Genomic DNA, 15141 nt, shown 5'->3' with positions numbered 1-15141 from the left:
CGTATCGGTCGCTACAGTTTTGCTGAAGCATTCCACTTTTTTATTGCTATTTAATTCAGCAATTTCTTTCTTCATAGCATCAATACTTGGGGCGACTTCAAACACTTTTTTGACTTCTGTAATATTAAGTCCATCAATAATAACTTGGTACATTGGCATGTCTGCCACATAATCACCAGCCTGAATATCTCCCTCTGTATATTCGGGAACTACCGGGTTTGATTCCGCCGGTGTTCCCTGGATAACTTTCAAGTCAAGACCTTCTGTTCTATTGTCTTGGTTCTTTTCGTATCTAGCAACAATCAAGTCAATACGCTTCATTCCCTGACTACCATTGATGATAGTAAGAGAGTCATATGTATTTTTCTTGATTGATGCTGTGCACCCTTGATGCATCAACACACCGTCTCTGATTTTAATTTCATTGTTGGAAGATACCTCTGCTGCCAACTGCATTCCAGTCTGCAGTACATAAGATCCTTCTCCCACAACTCCAATATTTACATCTCTATCCTGTTCTGATGTTACATGGGGCTTTCCTGTATATCCTGTAATTATTTCCATTATGTCTCTCCTTCCAGTTTATACACTACTTTTTCTTTCCCGGAGGATATTGTCCATATCTTTCGACCAATCGGTTTCTTCATGCTAATTCCGGTCAGATAATCTTTTCCTCCAACAATATCTCCTAGATCGATATTTCCTTCCAACTTAGTCATGGTCATGTTGTAAGACATACTTGACTTCTTGCTTTCCAGTTCCTTAATTCCATTCTTAATCAGGTCATCTCTTTCTGATCCGCTGCTATCATATATAGCCGCAATTTCCTCTGCTCCCTTAAAATATTGCTGAGTCTGCGAAATTGTACCGTTCTGATCAGCGTATAGATGTATAACCAACCTGTCCTTTAAATCCCCTTTTCCAAGACAAATCAGATGGTTGATTCCGCGCCGGTTATCGTCAGTTATGAAATTCATGTTATTATCATTGGTCAGCTCATACTCTGATGACAGATCGTTGATTGGAACAGCACTCACTTTCACATATCCGGCCATACCAACATCACCTTCTTGGTATCTGATATCCAGTCGATATCCTACTGATTTCAACATCTTAACCAGTCCAGCATGCAAGGTACAATACCGGTCAAATTGATAATTGTTCACTGTAACACCCGTATCTGCAGTAACGCCATAAAAGAGTCCAGGGTACTCAGCTTCAATCTTGGATTTTATGATTGAATTAAGTTCCCCAGATGCTGTTGCGTAATCTTGGCCACTTAATGGCTGTATAATCTTTTTGGTCATCATTCCACGCCAGGTATCTCCTTTTGCACGGATTACATTGGTGCTTGTATCGGTGCTGATTTCTCGGACAATTCCGCCATACTCAGTATCCGGTGAAAATACTCTAGTTCCATATCTAATAGACCCATCCCAATTCCAACGCTTAAGCTCAATCTCAAAATCATTAATACTGTCGGCTTCATCAGCTCCGACTTCGAAATCTATATTTGCACCCTGGACATAGCCAATCTGCCTTCCGTATTGATCTGTTTTGATGAGATCCATTCCGGTACACTCCTTTCTTTGTACACCACAATGTCAAAACCGAATTCTCCGCTCCAACTTATTAAGATATCTCCTGCCGGAATTTCTGCAAATATAGAATTACCGGTTGCTTTCTTGTAGAAAATGTTCTGCTCTGTACCATTAGCAAGTCTTTTTATGATTGTTTTTTTACGCGAATCAATAACAATATACTCATGTGCTTCAAGCGTATCGTATACTTGATAGACCCGCCCGGCAATGGTAATTCTTGGATTCGCACACGGGCCATAGATAGTCATCTGAAAATTGCTACTTCTGTAATGATCTACATACCAATGCTCTGTTCCGGATAATGGTTTTGAATAGTCGTATTGATAATCATATGGATAATCTAAAAAGTTATAAATTCCCCCCTTGTCTGCGCTATCCGGATAGAAGCTCTTAGATTCTTCCTCTGCCCACATAGGATATGGACAGTAGATACCGAGTTTCATGTCTGTCCAGCAGTTCCGGGTAGATGACACTTTGCTGGACATATCCTTAATATAGCAATCAATATAATAGTTTCCAAACCATATGCGCCCTGGAGTAAGATTTACAACGTCATACTCAAAGCAGTTTGTCAACTCGTCCATCTTGGCTTTGCGTTCTTCCAGTGGTCCACGGAATGTTAATGTGATTTGATATGTTTTTGGTTCTTTTTCAAACCCGTATACATCTGCTCCAATTTCCTGATCTGTAGTCATTGGTTTCCATTCATAATCGTGGAAGTAACCGGACGTTGGTCTCATCCGGTCACCCACAAGATTGTATTCTTTTCCATTAGAACATACATATTTGATTTCTATCATTCGAATACAACCCCCATATCTCTTAATGCTCGAATCAGCTCTCGTTCGCTTACATCTCCACTTGGTTTTCCATCTATAATCGCAATAATTGCTCTTAATAATGCAATTAAAGTATCAAGTCGACTTGCCGTCTCATTTCCTGATGTTCTGGAGCTGTTTGCTGTTCCCTGTAAATCATAATTCAGATTTGTATTTGTAAATGGGCTTGTAGCAATGTCCTGTAATTTAGAGACTGCTGAAGTAATAGAAGGAAGCTCTCCTATAATTCATTTTGCAAAACCAGTGTCAATCATCTCTCCGACATATATACCCCAACGAGAAGGAGAATGGATTCCGAAGAACGACAGTACATTATCCTTAAAGCTTCCAAGCACTCCCTTGACAGCTTCCCACAACATATGTCCTGCATTTCTAAGTCCATTCGTAATTCCCTGGATAATATTGTGACCAATAGTCCCCCAATCAACATTTGAAAACGCGCTTCGAATTCCAGAAATAATTTGAGGAATCTGAGCTATAAGGCTCGGGATTGCTCGAATTAATCCAGCCGCCAGCTTTCCAATAATCTCAATACCAGACTGCAGAACCTGCGGTAGATTCTGTCCGATTGTTGCCGTCATTTTTGCCACTGCTTGAGCTGCAGCTATTGCAATCTGTGGAAGATTATTAATAATTCCATTAACTAGATTGAGGATTAGTTTTCCTCCTGCTGCTAATACAAGTGGTAATGCCGACCATATCGCATTTTCAAAATTAGCCATCAGTGTTGCTGCCATCGAAATTAATTGAGGAATATTCTGCAATATTCCATTTGCAATATTAGTTACGATTTCAACACCTTGTTGTAATAGCCCTGGAAGATTTGCTTGGATTGCAGTTGTAATCTGTAGCAGCATTCCGTTTGCCATTTCGTATAGCTGTGGCAATGCGGTTTGGACTTGTGTTGCAATCTCTGGCACAAATTGCATTAATGCAGTTGCCAACTGTGGTGTAGCAGTCTGTATAAATGTTACTAACGCCCCCGGAAGTGCAGAAATTACATTCCATACTGCAGGAAGTAAATTCCCAACAAGAAAAGTTGTCATCGTCTCTGCCAGTGCTGACAAAGCTGGTTTTATGTCCATTCCAAGAGCAATCTGACCCATAACATTTTGCGCTGCGGCCTTCATGGAGGCGAAAGAACCGGATATGGTTGTTGCCGCTTCCTTAGCTGTTGTTCCGGTAATATCCAACTGCCCTTGAATTACATGAATAGCCGAATATACATCCGACAAATTGTTGATGTCGTACTTTACACCAGTAATTTTTTGAGCATCAGCAAGCAGGCGCTCCATCTCTGTCTTAGTACCACCGTAACCTAATTTTAAATTGTCCAACATGGTATAATTTTGTTTTGCAAATCCTTGATAGGCGTTCTTAATGTCTTCCATGTTGCTTCCCATTTTATTAGCATTATCGGACATATCGGTCATAGCCATATCTGCTACATCTGCCGCCTTAGATGTATCATTGCTAAGGCTGGACAGGAGGCTTGCTGAGAAGCTTGTAGTTAATTCCATGTAATCGTTCGCGCTCATACCGGCTGTCCTATAGGCTTCCGCAGCATTCGCCTTAACCTTGTCAGCGCTATCCTTGAATAGTGTCTCAATTCCACCAAGACTTTGCTCAAGATTTGCTCCCTCGCTGATTGCTGATCCTAACGCTTTTCCAATTGCTGCAGTAGCAATAATCCCTTTTAACTTTCCGACTAATTTACCTCCAAACGAAGCTCCTGCCGGTTCTGCCTCTGGGTCTATTGCCTGTTGAATTTTTCCACTGATTCCCTGTGCAGACGGAATAATCTGCACATATGCTTTTGCAAGTTCTATAGCCACTACTTCTCACCTCCTGTCAGTCGTCTCCACTCATCGTCGAAATCTTGTCCTGTATCAAACGTTTCGATTACGCTTTCTGTAGTTTTCTTTTCTCCCATCAGCGCCTCTACCAATGATTTTGGACGATTAATTCCTTTTGCGCCGTCTGAACTATTCAGCCATGCAATTGCCCTCGTATTATCAGCAACCAGCGCCAATAGTGTTTGGTCTGTTGTAAGTTTTGAATCAGATATTCTCATTCCGATTCTTGAATCCGGCCTCAACCCACACGCAAAAGTCCCCACCGTCCGTAACGGTAGGGACTTATAGTCATAAATGCGATATGTTTCTGCAAAATCACAAATCAACGCCTCTTCATCTACGTTGATCATGTGGGCGAGGGCTAAGAGTTTTTTACTTGAGATCCTTTGAATATTTGGATAATTTCTTCAATCATTTTTGAAGCTGGAACTCTTCCATTTTCCTTTCTTACGTGGTCCTTAAGTGCTTCTATTTGTGCATCTCCAAGGAGTTGTCTGGCAGTCCCTGTAATCTTAGAGACATCTCCATTATCAATGTCGCACAGGTTTTCCAATAATTCATAATCATCTAGAGCATCTGGCGGTAAAGTGTACCGAAACCCGCTTTCTGTTGTTCCTGTAATTGCTGCCACTTCATTTTTTTCTGTATTCATCTTACTTCCCTTTCTTTACGATATACTCATAGTGAGTCTGTCCGCTTGAATCTGGTGTAGCCTTGAGTGTTGTCTCATATCCAATAGCTTCGCTGTCTTTATAGACAATATCTGCTACCTCTGTAACTGCTGCCGATGGAATCACAATTCGTTTTAGCGCTTTCTTCAAAATCATGTCAATTACCCAGGCGCACACTTCCGCCTCGCTATTATTAGCTTTTACTGTGATCCCTTCTTCTAATGTTCCAGTTACATTTTCGTCTCCATATACAGCCTTTAAAACTTCGATATTTGTGATTTCGAGCAACTTATATTTAAAACTGTCTTCTTTGCTTGTTTGCAAATCTAGAACGGTGTCGCCGCCCCACGCCTTCACGTTATCCGTCTCAGGGCTATTAGAATTCGTGATTCCATCTTCTGAACAGTACCCCAGTTCCTTAAACGCTGCATTCAGTTCCGTTTTTGCATCGGTTGGAAGTTCGGTTCCTAATGGTGCTCGATAGATTGCTCCACCAATTTTGGGCTTTCCTGCACTTACATATTCTGTGTTCATCCTATCCCTCCTAATAATGGACGATATCATATACTGCCTGATACCGATATTTTTTTCTGGCAGTATCGGTATAGTTGTAATCTGTATTAAGCTCACATCTGCTGATATCGTCCAATTCGATTATTTTTCCCATTGCTGCTTTTACCCGCTCGTTGAGCGATGCCGCCCCGTACAGGGACGTAGAATAAGACTGGATAGCCAGAGTTGCCCGTTTGATATGGTCTTCTCCTCCAGATCCAGTCTTTTCAATCAATACATATTCATTTCCGAGATTATCCTCTTCTTCCAATCTAACCGGTATCCCTAGACTGGACTGCAGATAATCCTTAACGATTTTTTCCACCATGTTTTCCAACCGCCTTCAATACTCCGTTATTACCATCATCTCCACATACCTTTACAACTGCTCTTGTCTGTGCTACATATGCTTCTGTATCTGATGCACTGGCTATCTTATTCGCATGTTCCACAAGGATTGCCTGCATTTCCGGTGACTGCATTAACTCTCTAACACCAGCACGGTTCAAAACAATCTTCGTCTTACCCATATAATGCCACCTGCCATTTTTGATTCCATTCTAACGGGATATTCTCTTCAATGCCTTGTTGTGGGAACCCAATCACTTGCCAAGACATTCCGAAGAAATCCACCCGGCAATCCTGCCAAGTGTGATTGTCTCCTTTCGGAATTGCAATATTGTATACCGCTTTCTTTCCGGTCAGATTTAATGTGTCCAGAATCTCCGTGGTCGATGCCGGAGCTACAAGCACATTCTCAATTGTCACTGGTATCTCTCGGTATAACGGGTGCTCAAATTCATCTTTTCCAATTACTGTCTTCTCATACAGTATTACTGGAATTCCCTTGATCATCGATGCCATAAATATCCATCACCCCAACTCTCTGTCTTCTAAGACCTAGTCTGGATAACTCGGATTTCTTAATGAATAAACCGCCTCCAGGAATCAGATATGTTCCTGTCACTGAATAGCCCAGCGCTGATTGAGACATCTGTGTCATTGGCTCTGTGTCTGTCGATGTCATAAGTGTACGCGCTACCACGTCAACAGTCACAGATTTCGCAACATTCCGCAACGCCTCATTCTGTTCAACCATATTATCCAAATCTTTTCCAACCTTGTTGGCTTCATATCTTAGAGAATCCGAGACAACTGTCAGAAGCTTCTCCGCCTTGCTGTACTCGGATTCCTTAAGTTCACGCCACAGGATAGATATATCTTCTAGTGTAGCGAATGGATCCATTATTCTGTGCCCTCTTGTGCATCGTCTTTGGAATCGCCTTCCGCTTTGTTAGCCTGCTGCTTTTTGGATGGCGTTTTTTTCTCCTCGGATTCTTTGCCGGTAAAAGGTTTCCAGTTTTCGCCGGAAACCTTTGTACTTGTCTCAATAATTGCGCCCGTTTTTGTATTTTTATACTTCATACTATGCCTCCTTAATTCTTGCAAACCATTCTGGCACCAAGATTCCCCATCCCAGATATACTTCTGCACGGATATAGATCTGACCATATCCTTTTAAGTCTTTTCCTGAGTTGTCCGGATCACCATACTGAATAATTTCCATAGGAATTTCCTTTGAATATCCCCATTTAACCGCTCCCTGAAAGTCTCCAATAATACCGTGGTCTTTCGTTGTTCCGCTAGATACAGTTTTGTTGACGCTTGTCGGGGTTCCATTAAATGTTGCAGGTGATGCTCCAAATGCAAATTCCGGATACTGCTTGATTCCATTCGCTTTGACTTTTGCCATCGCTGATCCGAACGTCTTCGAAAGCGCGAGTCCTGTTACATCTCCTTCAGAACCATCTACTACCGCAATCGCATCTTCCAGATTTGCATCCGGTGTTGCTGACGCATAATCTACAGTTTGCGTAACTTTCGCATCAAAATGATTGTCTCCAATTACAGCAGATGCTGTTCCCGTTCTTGGGTTAATACCATGCATAGCTGCAAGGTCAAGTCCTTTCGCTACTTTCTTCGCAAATCCATCATTAAACGCTGTTAAAATATCCAACTGCTCTTCTTCTGTAGCAATCATAAATTCATCAGAGATTCTTGCACCATATTCAAACTTAACCGGTACAATTTTAACTGGTGCGATAGCAATACCGCCTTCGGTTTTCTTTCCATTCTCTGCGACAATATCAATTTCATTGTCCATAGAAAAAGTCATTTCTTTCAATCCATTGAATGGGATCGGTGTCTGACCACATAATGCAGCCAGTGCTGACTTTCCTTTTACTTTTGTAATAAGATCTTTGACCAGCGTAGGGTCAAACATTGTTCCTTTTGATGTTGCCATATTTTTTTATTCTCCTTTCAAACTAGCCAGCATGCCTTTCATTGCTGTCTTTTTGTCATCAATTTTTTGTGGATCTCCTCCTGCAAGTGGAGGAACATCTTTTTTTCTCAAGAATTTTGCCATTGTCTCAGCATCTTTCTTGATTTCCTCTTCATCAGATCCACTTAATCTACCTGCAAGTTCATATGGGATTCCATTTTCATGCGCAATTCTCATCTTGAGAGAACTGGTCTCGTATCCCTTGATCTTGCCCTGTGCCTCTTCAAGCTGTTTCTTGTATCCGAGGTTCTTTTCTCCATCACCGTTGATTTCCTTGTTCAACGCTGCAATCTGCTGTTCAAAACCATCAGATTTTGCTTTTAGAGCATCATAATCTTCTGCTTTTTTCTTGTAACCATCAAAGCCTTCATATTTTGCTTTCACTCCCGCAATGCGCTCTCCGATTACTTTATCAAGCTGCTCCTGTGTTGTAATTGGTGTAAATTCTGCCATTTTGTTACTCCTTTCTCCATTAACCGCTGGGTTGCGTAATATGTAAAAAGACACCCTAAGGTGTCTCTTAACAACTAACTCTTTGTTTTCTTTTCTTCGTTTTCGTTTCACTGCACGCCCAGTATGCAAGTATGATACTGTCAAGCAACGCAATCTCCATCTCTTCTTTCATTGCCTTGTAGCCAAATCCACCATTAGTTCCTATTGTTCTTTTTTCACAGTTGCTTACTACCTGTACTAATGATGGCTGCCCGGAATGGATAATATTTTTTTGATATAGCCCTTGTTCAAACGAGGCATTCGCGGCAATGATTTCCTTCACTGTCGGAAGGTGTGAATTTTTTATACCACAATCTTTCATTTCATTTTCCATTAACTGCTGTCCTGATGCTCCATCTATAATCACCTTTCTCGCTTTCCAGTTTTTCAAATATGCTAGTATCCATGTATCACCTGCACGTACTTCACGACAATCGATGCACTCTAAAAATATCTTTCCATCTTTCGTTTTAGACGCAACTCCCATTGCCGCATTCCCATCTTTGCTGTATTTGATTCCTACAAAAAGATCTCCTGTAAGCTCCGGCGGGATATCAGTTTTTAATTCATTCCATTCTGTTGCGCTGATAGCTGATTTCTGATTATAGCGAATCCATAATCCTAATCGCTGGATATTGAAATCGATCGGATCTGAACCAATCTCATCAGTTACAGATCTTTCCGTGAATACTGTTCCAAGAGATGGATTTGTCTCATACCAGGCGTCTATATCTCTTATATCTGTCTGCTCCGGCACGGACCATTCTGCCCACCCAGAGTTAACCGTTTGTCCTTCCAAGGTTGCCTTACGGAATTTTGTAAAAACCGTTCCGGAGCTTACAGGAGTTGGTGGTGTTCCGCAAAATATTGTCTGAGGATTCTTACTATCTGTAACGACATATTTTAACGCGCTCTCCTGATCATCTTGGTACTCTTGTGCCTCATCAATAATCAGTAAATCAAATCCCTCTCCCAGACCACCTTTTGATGTTCTGGTTCGAAATTCGATAATTCCACCTCCAGCAACTTCCAAATGTTCTTTTCCAAATGCCTTATATGAAGAAACGACCTCGATATTTGCTTTCTTTAGCAAATTCGAAAGTCGTTCCCATGCGCTATGTGTAGTTGTTGTTCTATGTGCTGTATGTAGGATTCTTTCGCTTTTCTTTAATCCATACATCTCCCTTATTGCAACAATTTCATTCTTTCCATTACGCCTTGGGACTGAATACCCGAATTTGGTATGTACCCATAACCCCTCTTCGTTTACGGCCAAAATGTCTGACAGTAGAAGCCCCTGCCACTCCTGTGCAGTTCTTCCTGTCGAATTGTAAATGTCTATTGCTTCAGCTCCATATGTTGAAGAATAAGGCAGCACGACAGATTGCGTCGGGGTCTGCCGCCCCTTCCTTACTTCTCCCATGTAGCCTCCTCAAAAATATAAGCCGTCAGAACAATCTGGCAGCTTATTTAATCTCTATTATATCTTTTATTTCATCTAGCGGAATTCCATAAAATACTTTCCCGGCATCTAGTTCTATTTCTTCTTTTCCAGACGATGTGTCGTATTCTGACACTGTATTGGTGAATATCCCTTTTATACGATTTCCGTCTATATCTGTCACAATAATTTTTTTGTGCAAAAATCTTTTTACTTCATCATATGTCATGTTTTTCACCTCTTTTTGCTCGGGTAATCATATTTCATTTTCAATTTCTTTTATCATTTCATTGAACATCTCTTCAAGTGTATAATCATCGAGATAATATGATTGTCCATCATCAGCCATGTGTGTTTTGGCTTTTTCCTCATTATCTGCGAATTCAATTACGAGACGTTTTTTTTCTATAATATCAATATGTATGGCTACTTGATTCGGTAAAATAAACCAATCTTCATTATTGATTTTACGTTCTTCATATATTTTTCTCAATCTGTTTTCAATATATTCAACGCTTTCTCTCGTCTTAGTCATTTATCTCATCTCCATTCAGATTATAGCGCTTTGTCCCTGTTCTTCCACTTGATGTTTTATAATAGGCTTCTCCATGATGGCTATTGGTTTCAGGATGATATTGTAAATATCCGTCCCCATCATAAGAGACTCGAAATCCACCGCCTTCTTCAAATGGTATGCCTTTTAAGCTCCCTCTTCCTAATGGTTTAACTTCATATCCGGCTTTCTCCAATGCTTTTTTCAATCCTTCCGGTGTATATGCCTGAAACATCTTTGGGTGTTCAGCTATCCTGATTGCTAATTCATTTTTTTCTCTTGCTTTTCTTTCCTCTATTTTATCAGATTCTTTTTCGTATTTCCATTCTTTTGTCCATACATTTTGCTTTTTACCGTCTCCCGGATAATACTCAACAATGCAATCACAATTATCATGTCTCCGAAACACATCTTTAGGAACATCTGGATATACATATGTTCCAGCTACCTGATTACACCATTCGCAACAATGTCCGGAGGATCTCCGTATGATCCTTGGTCTCAATCCAGCTTTTGCATGAAAATCTGCATTTTTTTGAACAGTATCGTCCATTGCTTTCTGAACCAAATTCCGTACAGGTGCATCGAGAATCCATTTCACATCATCAAAATATTCCTCACTTGAAATCCGATTTACAATACCATTTATATTATCCTGTTGGATTTGTGCTCTTATTGTTTTAATTCCAATGCCTGCTGCTTCGTTCATGATCTGCTGTACAATAGCTGCATTATCTGCCGCCATCTCATAAGCTTCCTTCAACGTCGGATCCAATACTCTGGAAGCAATGTTATAATACATCTTTCCATCTGGCAATATATCAGATGATAAGTTGTCCGAATATGATTGCGCTAAGATTTTCCCAATCTCTTGTGCTACCTCGTTTGCTTGGCTATATGAAATCTTACCTCTCTGTGCCTGTTTCTTGAAGTTTTTAATGATGCTGCTCTTTTCAATATCATGATAGAATTGTTTCTGTATCTTCTCCAAAAGTCCTGGTGCGATGTCCTCCATAGGCTACACCTCCGGAGTTACTGGCAGATTGCTCATGTTAATTCCAGTTAAATCTCTTAAGTTATCTGCATTGAAATATCCTGGCACTGCCTGGTTAATCTTAATTGCTCCATCTCCAATATTGGACAGCATTGCTGCATCTGGTTCAAACACTGGTTCCCAGATTGGCGTCGTCATATATACCTGATTTCGGTAATATTGATAATCATCACGTAGACATGCAGCCAGATAGCCAGCATTCAGGAATCCACTGCCAAACGCTCGCTGTGCTTTTCTTGCTGTCAGTCTCAGATTCTCGTGTGATGCCTTGATTGCTTCCTGGCTAGCCGGATTCTCCGTTGCAAATCCTAAGTCATCAAGGGTCAATCCGGTCTCTCCGGCAAACAACGCGGCGAACATTTTAAGTTGATCTAAGTGTGGTGCCATAGACTGCTGCTGGAATTGTCCTAAAGTCGGCGAATCTCCCTCCTCATCTTTATCGAATTGTAATAAGCTCGATACAGTAGCCTTCCATTTATCCATCTGTTCTGCGTCCGGATCCAGACCAACTACATATTTTTGCGGAAATGAATAAAACTCTGCAGTTATCTCAGATCGCTTCAAAGTTCTCATTGCTGATTCTGTAATTGACATACACGCCCGGCTGATTCTAGAATGTCCAAATGCTCTCTTGGCATCTGGCCGGAATATGATTGGCACCAGTAGCGGTGCTGGTACGTTATCCTCAAAAAGCTGAACAGGTACGCCGTTTCTGTAGATTACTGTCCACCCTTCTACAAAATAAGCCTCCACAGTCACTTTCTCATTGTCATCACGTTCCAGAACTGCATAGCCTTCCGTGAGCAGATTTGTGATTGGATTGATAATCCCAGTCGCATTTGCTCCATCAATTACCTGCAATCTCGGGAAGTCATCTTCACCTTTTGAAATGTAGATGAAACAACAGGAAGAAATCAATGCTGACAGTACCGCGGAATCATATAATATATCCGGATTATTCATTCGAAATATCCCTGTCATGTCAAAATTGTCATCGCGAAACTCCCGGAACTCTAGCCTGTCCGCAATCGAATCTACGGCTTTTGCATTCCATCCAAGTACTGCCTGTAACCATTGCAGGCTAGGTGGTGTGGCAATTCCCATGTCCCGTGCTATATTTTTCATCTCATAGAATTTATACCGTCTTAATACTCGGCTTCTCTTTCGATTCAACTTTTTCCTTAGGTATTCTATGCCCCTGTAATCTGCCATTTATTTCTCCTTTCCACGCCTTTTTCTCTCAGCGTGTGTTTTTTTTCGCAGTGACGGTGTGAAGTCCGCGCGCACCCGCGGTGGGGGGAGGTATGCCCCCTATCCGTCAAGATTATTTAGGTCTATAATTACTCCAATCAAATGTATGAGGAAGTACCCTGTTTCCAATTGATTCTTCTTGTTTTCCTCCGCCTCTACTGTCTATCAGCTTGTCGCTCTTCTGTCTGTTACAGGTCCAATGTGCAAGCTGCATATTATCTAGGTCAGATGGGTGTCCGCCTTTCGCAATCGGAATAATATGATCTATACATGGTGACAACGGATGCGGATACTTGAGCGAGAAGTCCACAGGCTTGCCACATATTCCACACACAGTCTGGGTTGCATAAATCTTTTTCTTATTCTTTTCAAAGGCTCCGCGGTGGGTGCCATCTTTATCTGGTCTATTTCTCTTCAATTCTACTTTCTCCTTGCATACAAATGGCAGCAATCAATTGACTGCTGCCATTATCTCCTTTTCTTTATTCACTTTCCCAATAAAACCTTGTTAATTCAAAACACTCTTCCCTATTTTCTCCTTACAAAGTTTCGTAATATTCTTTTATAATATTCATTATGTCCGACATCGTGGCGCAAACATTTTTTCTTTCCAAATTATTTTTATAATTCATTCTTTGATTTTCTTTGTTCTTTTCAATATCAACTTTATCTAATGGCACCCATTCAAAATAAGTGCCATATCTATATGGATATCTGCGAGGATATCTGTGATTTTCTACTTTATGAGCTTTTTTAAAAGTTATATTGTGCTTTAAACAATTATTAGCAAATCGTAATCCAGAAAATAATTTCTTGTGTTCTTCTTTTATTTGCTTTTCAGGGATACGATCAATGCAGTCTACTACCCAATGGAGCGCTGTTCCAATAACCAAATAACATTCTTCATCGTCAGCATTTTCTATTGCTAATTTTGAAATATTATCTACAGACTTTTGTGCGCTATACAATAGCATTTGTTTGTTTTCAACCATTTTATCCCTCCGCATATCTTAAAACCTATTCTCATAATATCTCAAAATCTGATATTATGCAAAAGAAAAGAACGACCTGTTGCCAAGCCGTTCCTTCTAGGACTTTTGTATACCTTGTAAGGGGATTGTGAAACCATAATGAAATGTGCTTTTCACTAAGTTCATTATAACAATAACACATCTAAAATATAAATGTTATAAATCTTTTATTACCTGTGATACCCTTGCCTGAGTATACCCTAAACTTTCACCAGCTTCTTTCTGTGTCATTCCGTCCAAATACACCATTTCAAATATCTCTTTCTTCATACCTACAGGTAACTGTGATATATACTTCTCCACTTCTTCATTCTCCTGCTCCAATCTACCAAGATCTTGCCGCTTCTCTCTGATGCGCTCTTTTAACCTGGTTGCTTCCTTCGGTTCTTCCATTACTACTTTCACATGTTGCTCAATGTAAGGAAATTCATCACCTGACTTTGTGACCTTGCCTGGTACTACCGGAACATTGTCCAACTGCTCCACCAGTCTGTCGATTGTTTTCTTGATTCCGGCTATTCTTCTTTTGTTGGATTTATATTTTTTCAACTGCTTTCTATCCATCATTATATCCCACCTGTTCCTGAACAGCTCTCATAATCTTTTCTCCGTCCAGATTACAATATGTTCCAATATCATTCCGGAAGAATCGTTCGCAATCAGCTTTACTCCATAATGCCTGCTGGTCATTCGAATGTCTTTTCAATCGTTTTAATGCACTGCGATAATCTTCTACAGCTAACTTCACGATTGCAAATGCCAACTGCTCATAACTTTCCATGTACGCCAACGGCTTTCACCTCCTCCGCTTTATGCTGCTGTCTCCATTTTATATTTCTGGAACAACTCTGCTTTTTCTGTGTGATATCGAATCAGTTCATTGACTGCTGCCCGCTGCGCCTCTTCTACCTGATGCGAATTATAGACCTTCAGACCAACACACCACTCTTCGCCACCTTCAAATAATTTCCATTCCCAGTTAATGTAGGCAATGTATGCTATCTTTTTTCCTTCCTCTACCAGATTTATCTGATTCATGTTTTCCCGGATCCATTTCACATCATCGCCTCCATATCCTCTGCACGTCCTTCCCAAAGGTTTGCCTTTTCCTTGCAGTAGTCTATAATGTTCTCGACTGCTGCCATCTCTACTGCTTCTATATCCAGCTTTCCAAATCCTTCCATGGAATCCAGATAGGCATATCCACTCCCTCCTGTATACCTATAATACAATTTCCAGTTCAAGAATCTCTCGTCCCAGAGTAATATTGCAATTACTTCGTTCTCTTCTTCATCATATAATTCAAGACGTTCGTCCGATTTAATGGTCCACATTTCTTTCTAAGCCTCCTTGCTTCAATCATCTTATTCCGGTCATCTCTGTAATAATCTGCATGAGCCTTCCGGCAGTTGTTCTTGTATTTGTTCTTATTTTCTGGAATTCTGTCTATTGCTCG

General features: G+C 40.7%; 25 protein-coding genes. All 25 read right to left on the bottom strand.

Features of this window, described 5'->3' with window-relative positions; genetic code table 11:
• On the bottom strand, positions 1-564 hold a 564-nt coding region (locus QZL64_RS03235), incomplete at its 3' end, for a hypothetical protein (RefSeq protein ID WP_296309245.1).
• Positions 564-1571: a Gp37-like protein gene (locus tag QZL64_RS03230; RefSeq protein ID WP_021840586.1), complete on the bottom strand. Its 1008-nt coding sequence runs from the start codon at positions 1569-1571 to the stop codon at positions 564-566. The genes QZL64_RS03235 and QZL64_RS03230, both read right to left, overlap by 1 nt.
• Positions 1508-2401: a hypothetical protein gene (locus QZL64_RS03225; protein ID WP_288180659.1), complete on the bottom strand. Its 894-nt coding sequence runs from the start codon at positions 2399-2401 to the stop codon at positions 1508-1510. Before QZL64_RS03225 ends, QZL64_RS03230 begins: the two co-directional genes overlap by 64 nt.
• Positions 2402-2667: 266 nt before the next feature.
• Positions 2668-4275: a phage tail protein gene (locus QZL64_RS03220; RefSeq protein ID WP_021840585.1), complete on the bottom strand. Its 1608-nt coding sequence runs from the start codon at positions 4273-4275 to the stop codon at positions 2668-2670.
• A complete protein-coding gene (locus tag QZL64_RS03215) occupies positions 4275-4646 on the bottom strand; it encodes a DUF5361 domain-containing protein (RefSeq protein WP_021840584.1) in 372 nt (123 codons plus the stop codon). The genes QZL64_RS03220 and QZL64_RS03215 overlap by 1 nt, the downstream gene beginning before the upstream one ends.
• An 11-nt stretch (positions 4647-4657) precedes the next feature.
• Positions 4658-4948 (bottom strand): hypothetical protein, encoded by a 291-nt coding sequence (locus tag QZL64_RS03210; RefSeq protein ID WP_021840583.1) that lies wholly within the window; start codon positions 4946-4948, stop codon positions 4658-4660.
• 1 nt (position 4949) lies between these two features.
• Positions 4950-5501 carry a phage tail tube protein gene (locus QZL64_RS03205; protein ID WP_021840582.1) on the bottom strand — a complete coding sequence of 184 codons (552 nt, stop codon included), beginning with the start codon at positions 5499-5501 and terminating at the stop codon, positions 4950-4952.
• A 10-nt stretch (positions 5502-5511) separates the two neighbouring features.
• A complete protein-coding gene (locus QZL64_RS03200; RefSeq protein ID WP_021840581.1) occupies positions 5512-5847 on the bottom strand; it encodes a hypothetical protein in 336 nt (111 codons plus the stop codon).
• Entirely contained in the window at positions 5828-6049 is a 222-nt protein-coding gene (locus tag QZL64_RS03195) for a hypothetical protein (protein WP_021840580.1), read from the bottom strand. The genes QZL64_RS03200 and QZL64_RS03195 overlap by 20 nt, the downstream gene beginning before the upstream one ends.
• Positions 6042-6383: a hypothetical protein gene (locus QZL64_RS03190; protein WP_021840579.1), complete on the bottom strand. Its 342-nt coding sequence runs from the start codon at positions 6381-6383 to the stop codon at positions 6042-6044. Before QZL64_RS03190 ends, QZL64_RS03195 begins: the two co-directional genes overlap by 8 nt.
• Entirely contained in the window at positions 6343-6765 is a 423-nt protein-coding gene (locus QZL64_RS03185) for a phage Gp19/Gp15/Gp42 family protein (RefSeq protein WP_021840578.1), read from the bottom strand. The genes QZL64_RS03190 and QZL64_RS03185 overlap by 41 nt, the downstream gene beginning before the upstream one ends.
• Positions 6765-6944: a hypothetical protein gene (locus tag QZL64_RS03180; protein ID WP_021840577.1), complete on the bottom strand. Its 180-nt coding sequence runs from the start codon at positions 6942-6944 to the stop codon at positions 6765-6767. The genes QZL64_RS03185 and QZL64_RS03180 overlap by 1 nt, the downstream gene beginning before the upstream one ends.
• Position 6945: 1 nt before the next feature.
• On the bottom strand, positions 6946-7824 hold the full coding sequence (locus QZL64_RS03175) for a hypothetical protein (RefSeq protein ID WP_021840576.1): 879 nt from the start codon (positions 7822-7824) through the stop codon (positions 6946-6948).
• Between the two features lie 6 nt (positions 7825-7830).
• On the bottom strand, positions 7831-8316 hold the full coding sequence (locus tag QZL64_RS03170; protein ID WP_021840575.1) for a DUF4355 domain-containing protein: 486 nt from the start codon (positions 8314-8316) through the stop codon (positions 7831-7833).
• Positions 8317-8383: 67 nt separating this feature from the next.
• Positions 8384-9778: a terminase large subunit gene (locus QZL64_RS03165; protein WP_021840574.1), complete on the bottom strand. Its 1395-nt coding sequence runs from the start codon at positions 9776-9778 to the stop codon at positions 8384-8386.
• 43 nt (positions 9779-9821) lie between these two features.
• Entirely contained in the window at positions 9822-10025 is a 204-nt protein-coding gene (locus QZL64_RS03160; protein ID WP_021840573.1) for a hypothetical protein, read from the bottom strand.
• A gap of 27 nt (positions 10026-10052) precedes the next feature.
• Positions 10053-10331: a hypothetical protein gene (locus tag QZL64_RS03155; protein WP_021840572.1), complete on the bottom strand. Its 279-nt coding sequence runs from the start codon at positions 10329-10331 to the stop codon at positions 10053-10055.
• Positions 10324-11364: a VG15 protein gene (locus QZL64_RS03150; RefSeq protein WP_021840571.1), complete on the bottom strand. Its 1041-nt coding sequence runs from the start codon at positions 11362-11364 to the stop codon at positions 10324-10326. The genes QZL64_RS03155 and QZL64_RS03150 overlap by 8 nt, the downstream gene beginning before the upstream one ends.
• Before the next feature lie 3 nt (positions 11365-11367).
• Positions 11368-12615 (bottom strand): phage portal protein, encoded by a 1248-nt coding sequence (locus QZL64_RS03145; RefSeq protein ID WP_021840570.1) that lies wholly within the window; start codon positions 12613-12615, stop codon positions 11368-11370.
• 112 nt (positions 12616-12727) lie between these two features.
• On the bottom strand, positions 12728-13072 hold the full coding sequence (locus QZL64_RS03140; protein ID WP_021840569.1) for an HNH endonuclease: 345 nt from the start codon (positions 13070-13072) through the stop codon (positions 12728-12730).
• 121 nt (positions 13073-13193) lie between these two features.
• Positions 13194-13646 carry a hypothetical protein gene (locus QZL64_RS03135; RefSeq protein ID WP_021840568.1) on the bottom strand — a complete coding sequence of 151 codons (453 nt, stop codon included), beginning with the start codon at positions 13644-13646 and terminating at the stop codon, positions 13194-13196.
• A gap of 195 nt (positions 13647-13841) precedes the next feature.
• The gene (locus QZL64_RS03130) at positions 13842-14252 is read right to left on the bottom strand and encodes a sigma factor-like helix-turn-helix DNA-binding protein (protein WP_021840567.1); all 411 of its coding nucleotides are present in this window, start codon (positions 14250-14252) and stop codon (positions 13842-13844) included.
• Positions 14242-14475 (bottom strand): hypothetical protein, encoded by a 234-nt coding sequence (locus QZL64_RS03125; RefSeq protein ID WP_021840566.1) that lies wholly within the window; start codon positions 14473-14475, stop codon positions 14242-14244. Before QZL64_RS03125 ends, QZL64_RS03130 begins: the two co-directional genes overlap by 11 nt.
• A gap of 20 nt (positions 14476-14495) precedes the next feature.
• Complete coding sequence (locus QZL64_RS03120) at positions 14496-14744, bottom strand: hypothetical protein (protein ID WP_021840565.1); 249 nt, start codon at positions 14742-14744, stop codon at positions 14496-14498.
• Positions 14741-15019, bottom strand: coding sequence for a hypothetical protein (locus QZL64_RS03115; protein WP_021840564.1), 279 nt, complete (start codon positions 15017-15019; stop codon positions 14741-14743). The genes QZL64_RS03120 and QZL64_RS03115 overlap by 4 nt, the downstream gene beginning before the upstream one ends.
• Positions 15020-15141 lie beyond the last annotated feature (122 nt).

It is taken from the genome of Veillonella sp. CAG:933 (assembly GCF_000431435.1).
Taxonomy (GTDB): Bacteria; Bacillota; Negativicutes; order Veillonellales; family Veillonellaceae; genus Veillonella_A.
The sequence above is the reverse complement of the archived record's forward strand: the minus strand, read 5'-3'. Positions and strand labels throughout refer to the sequence as shown.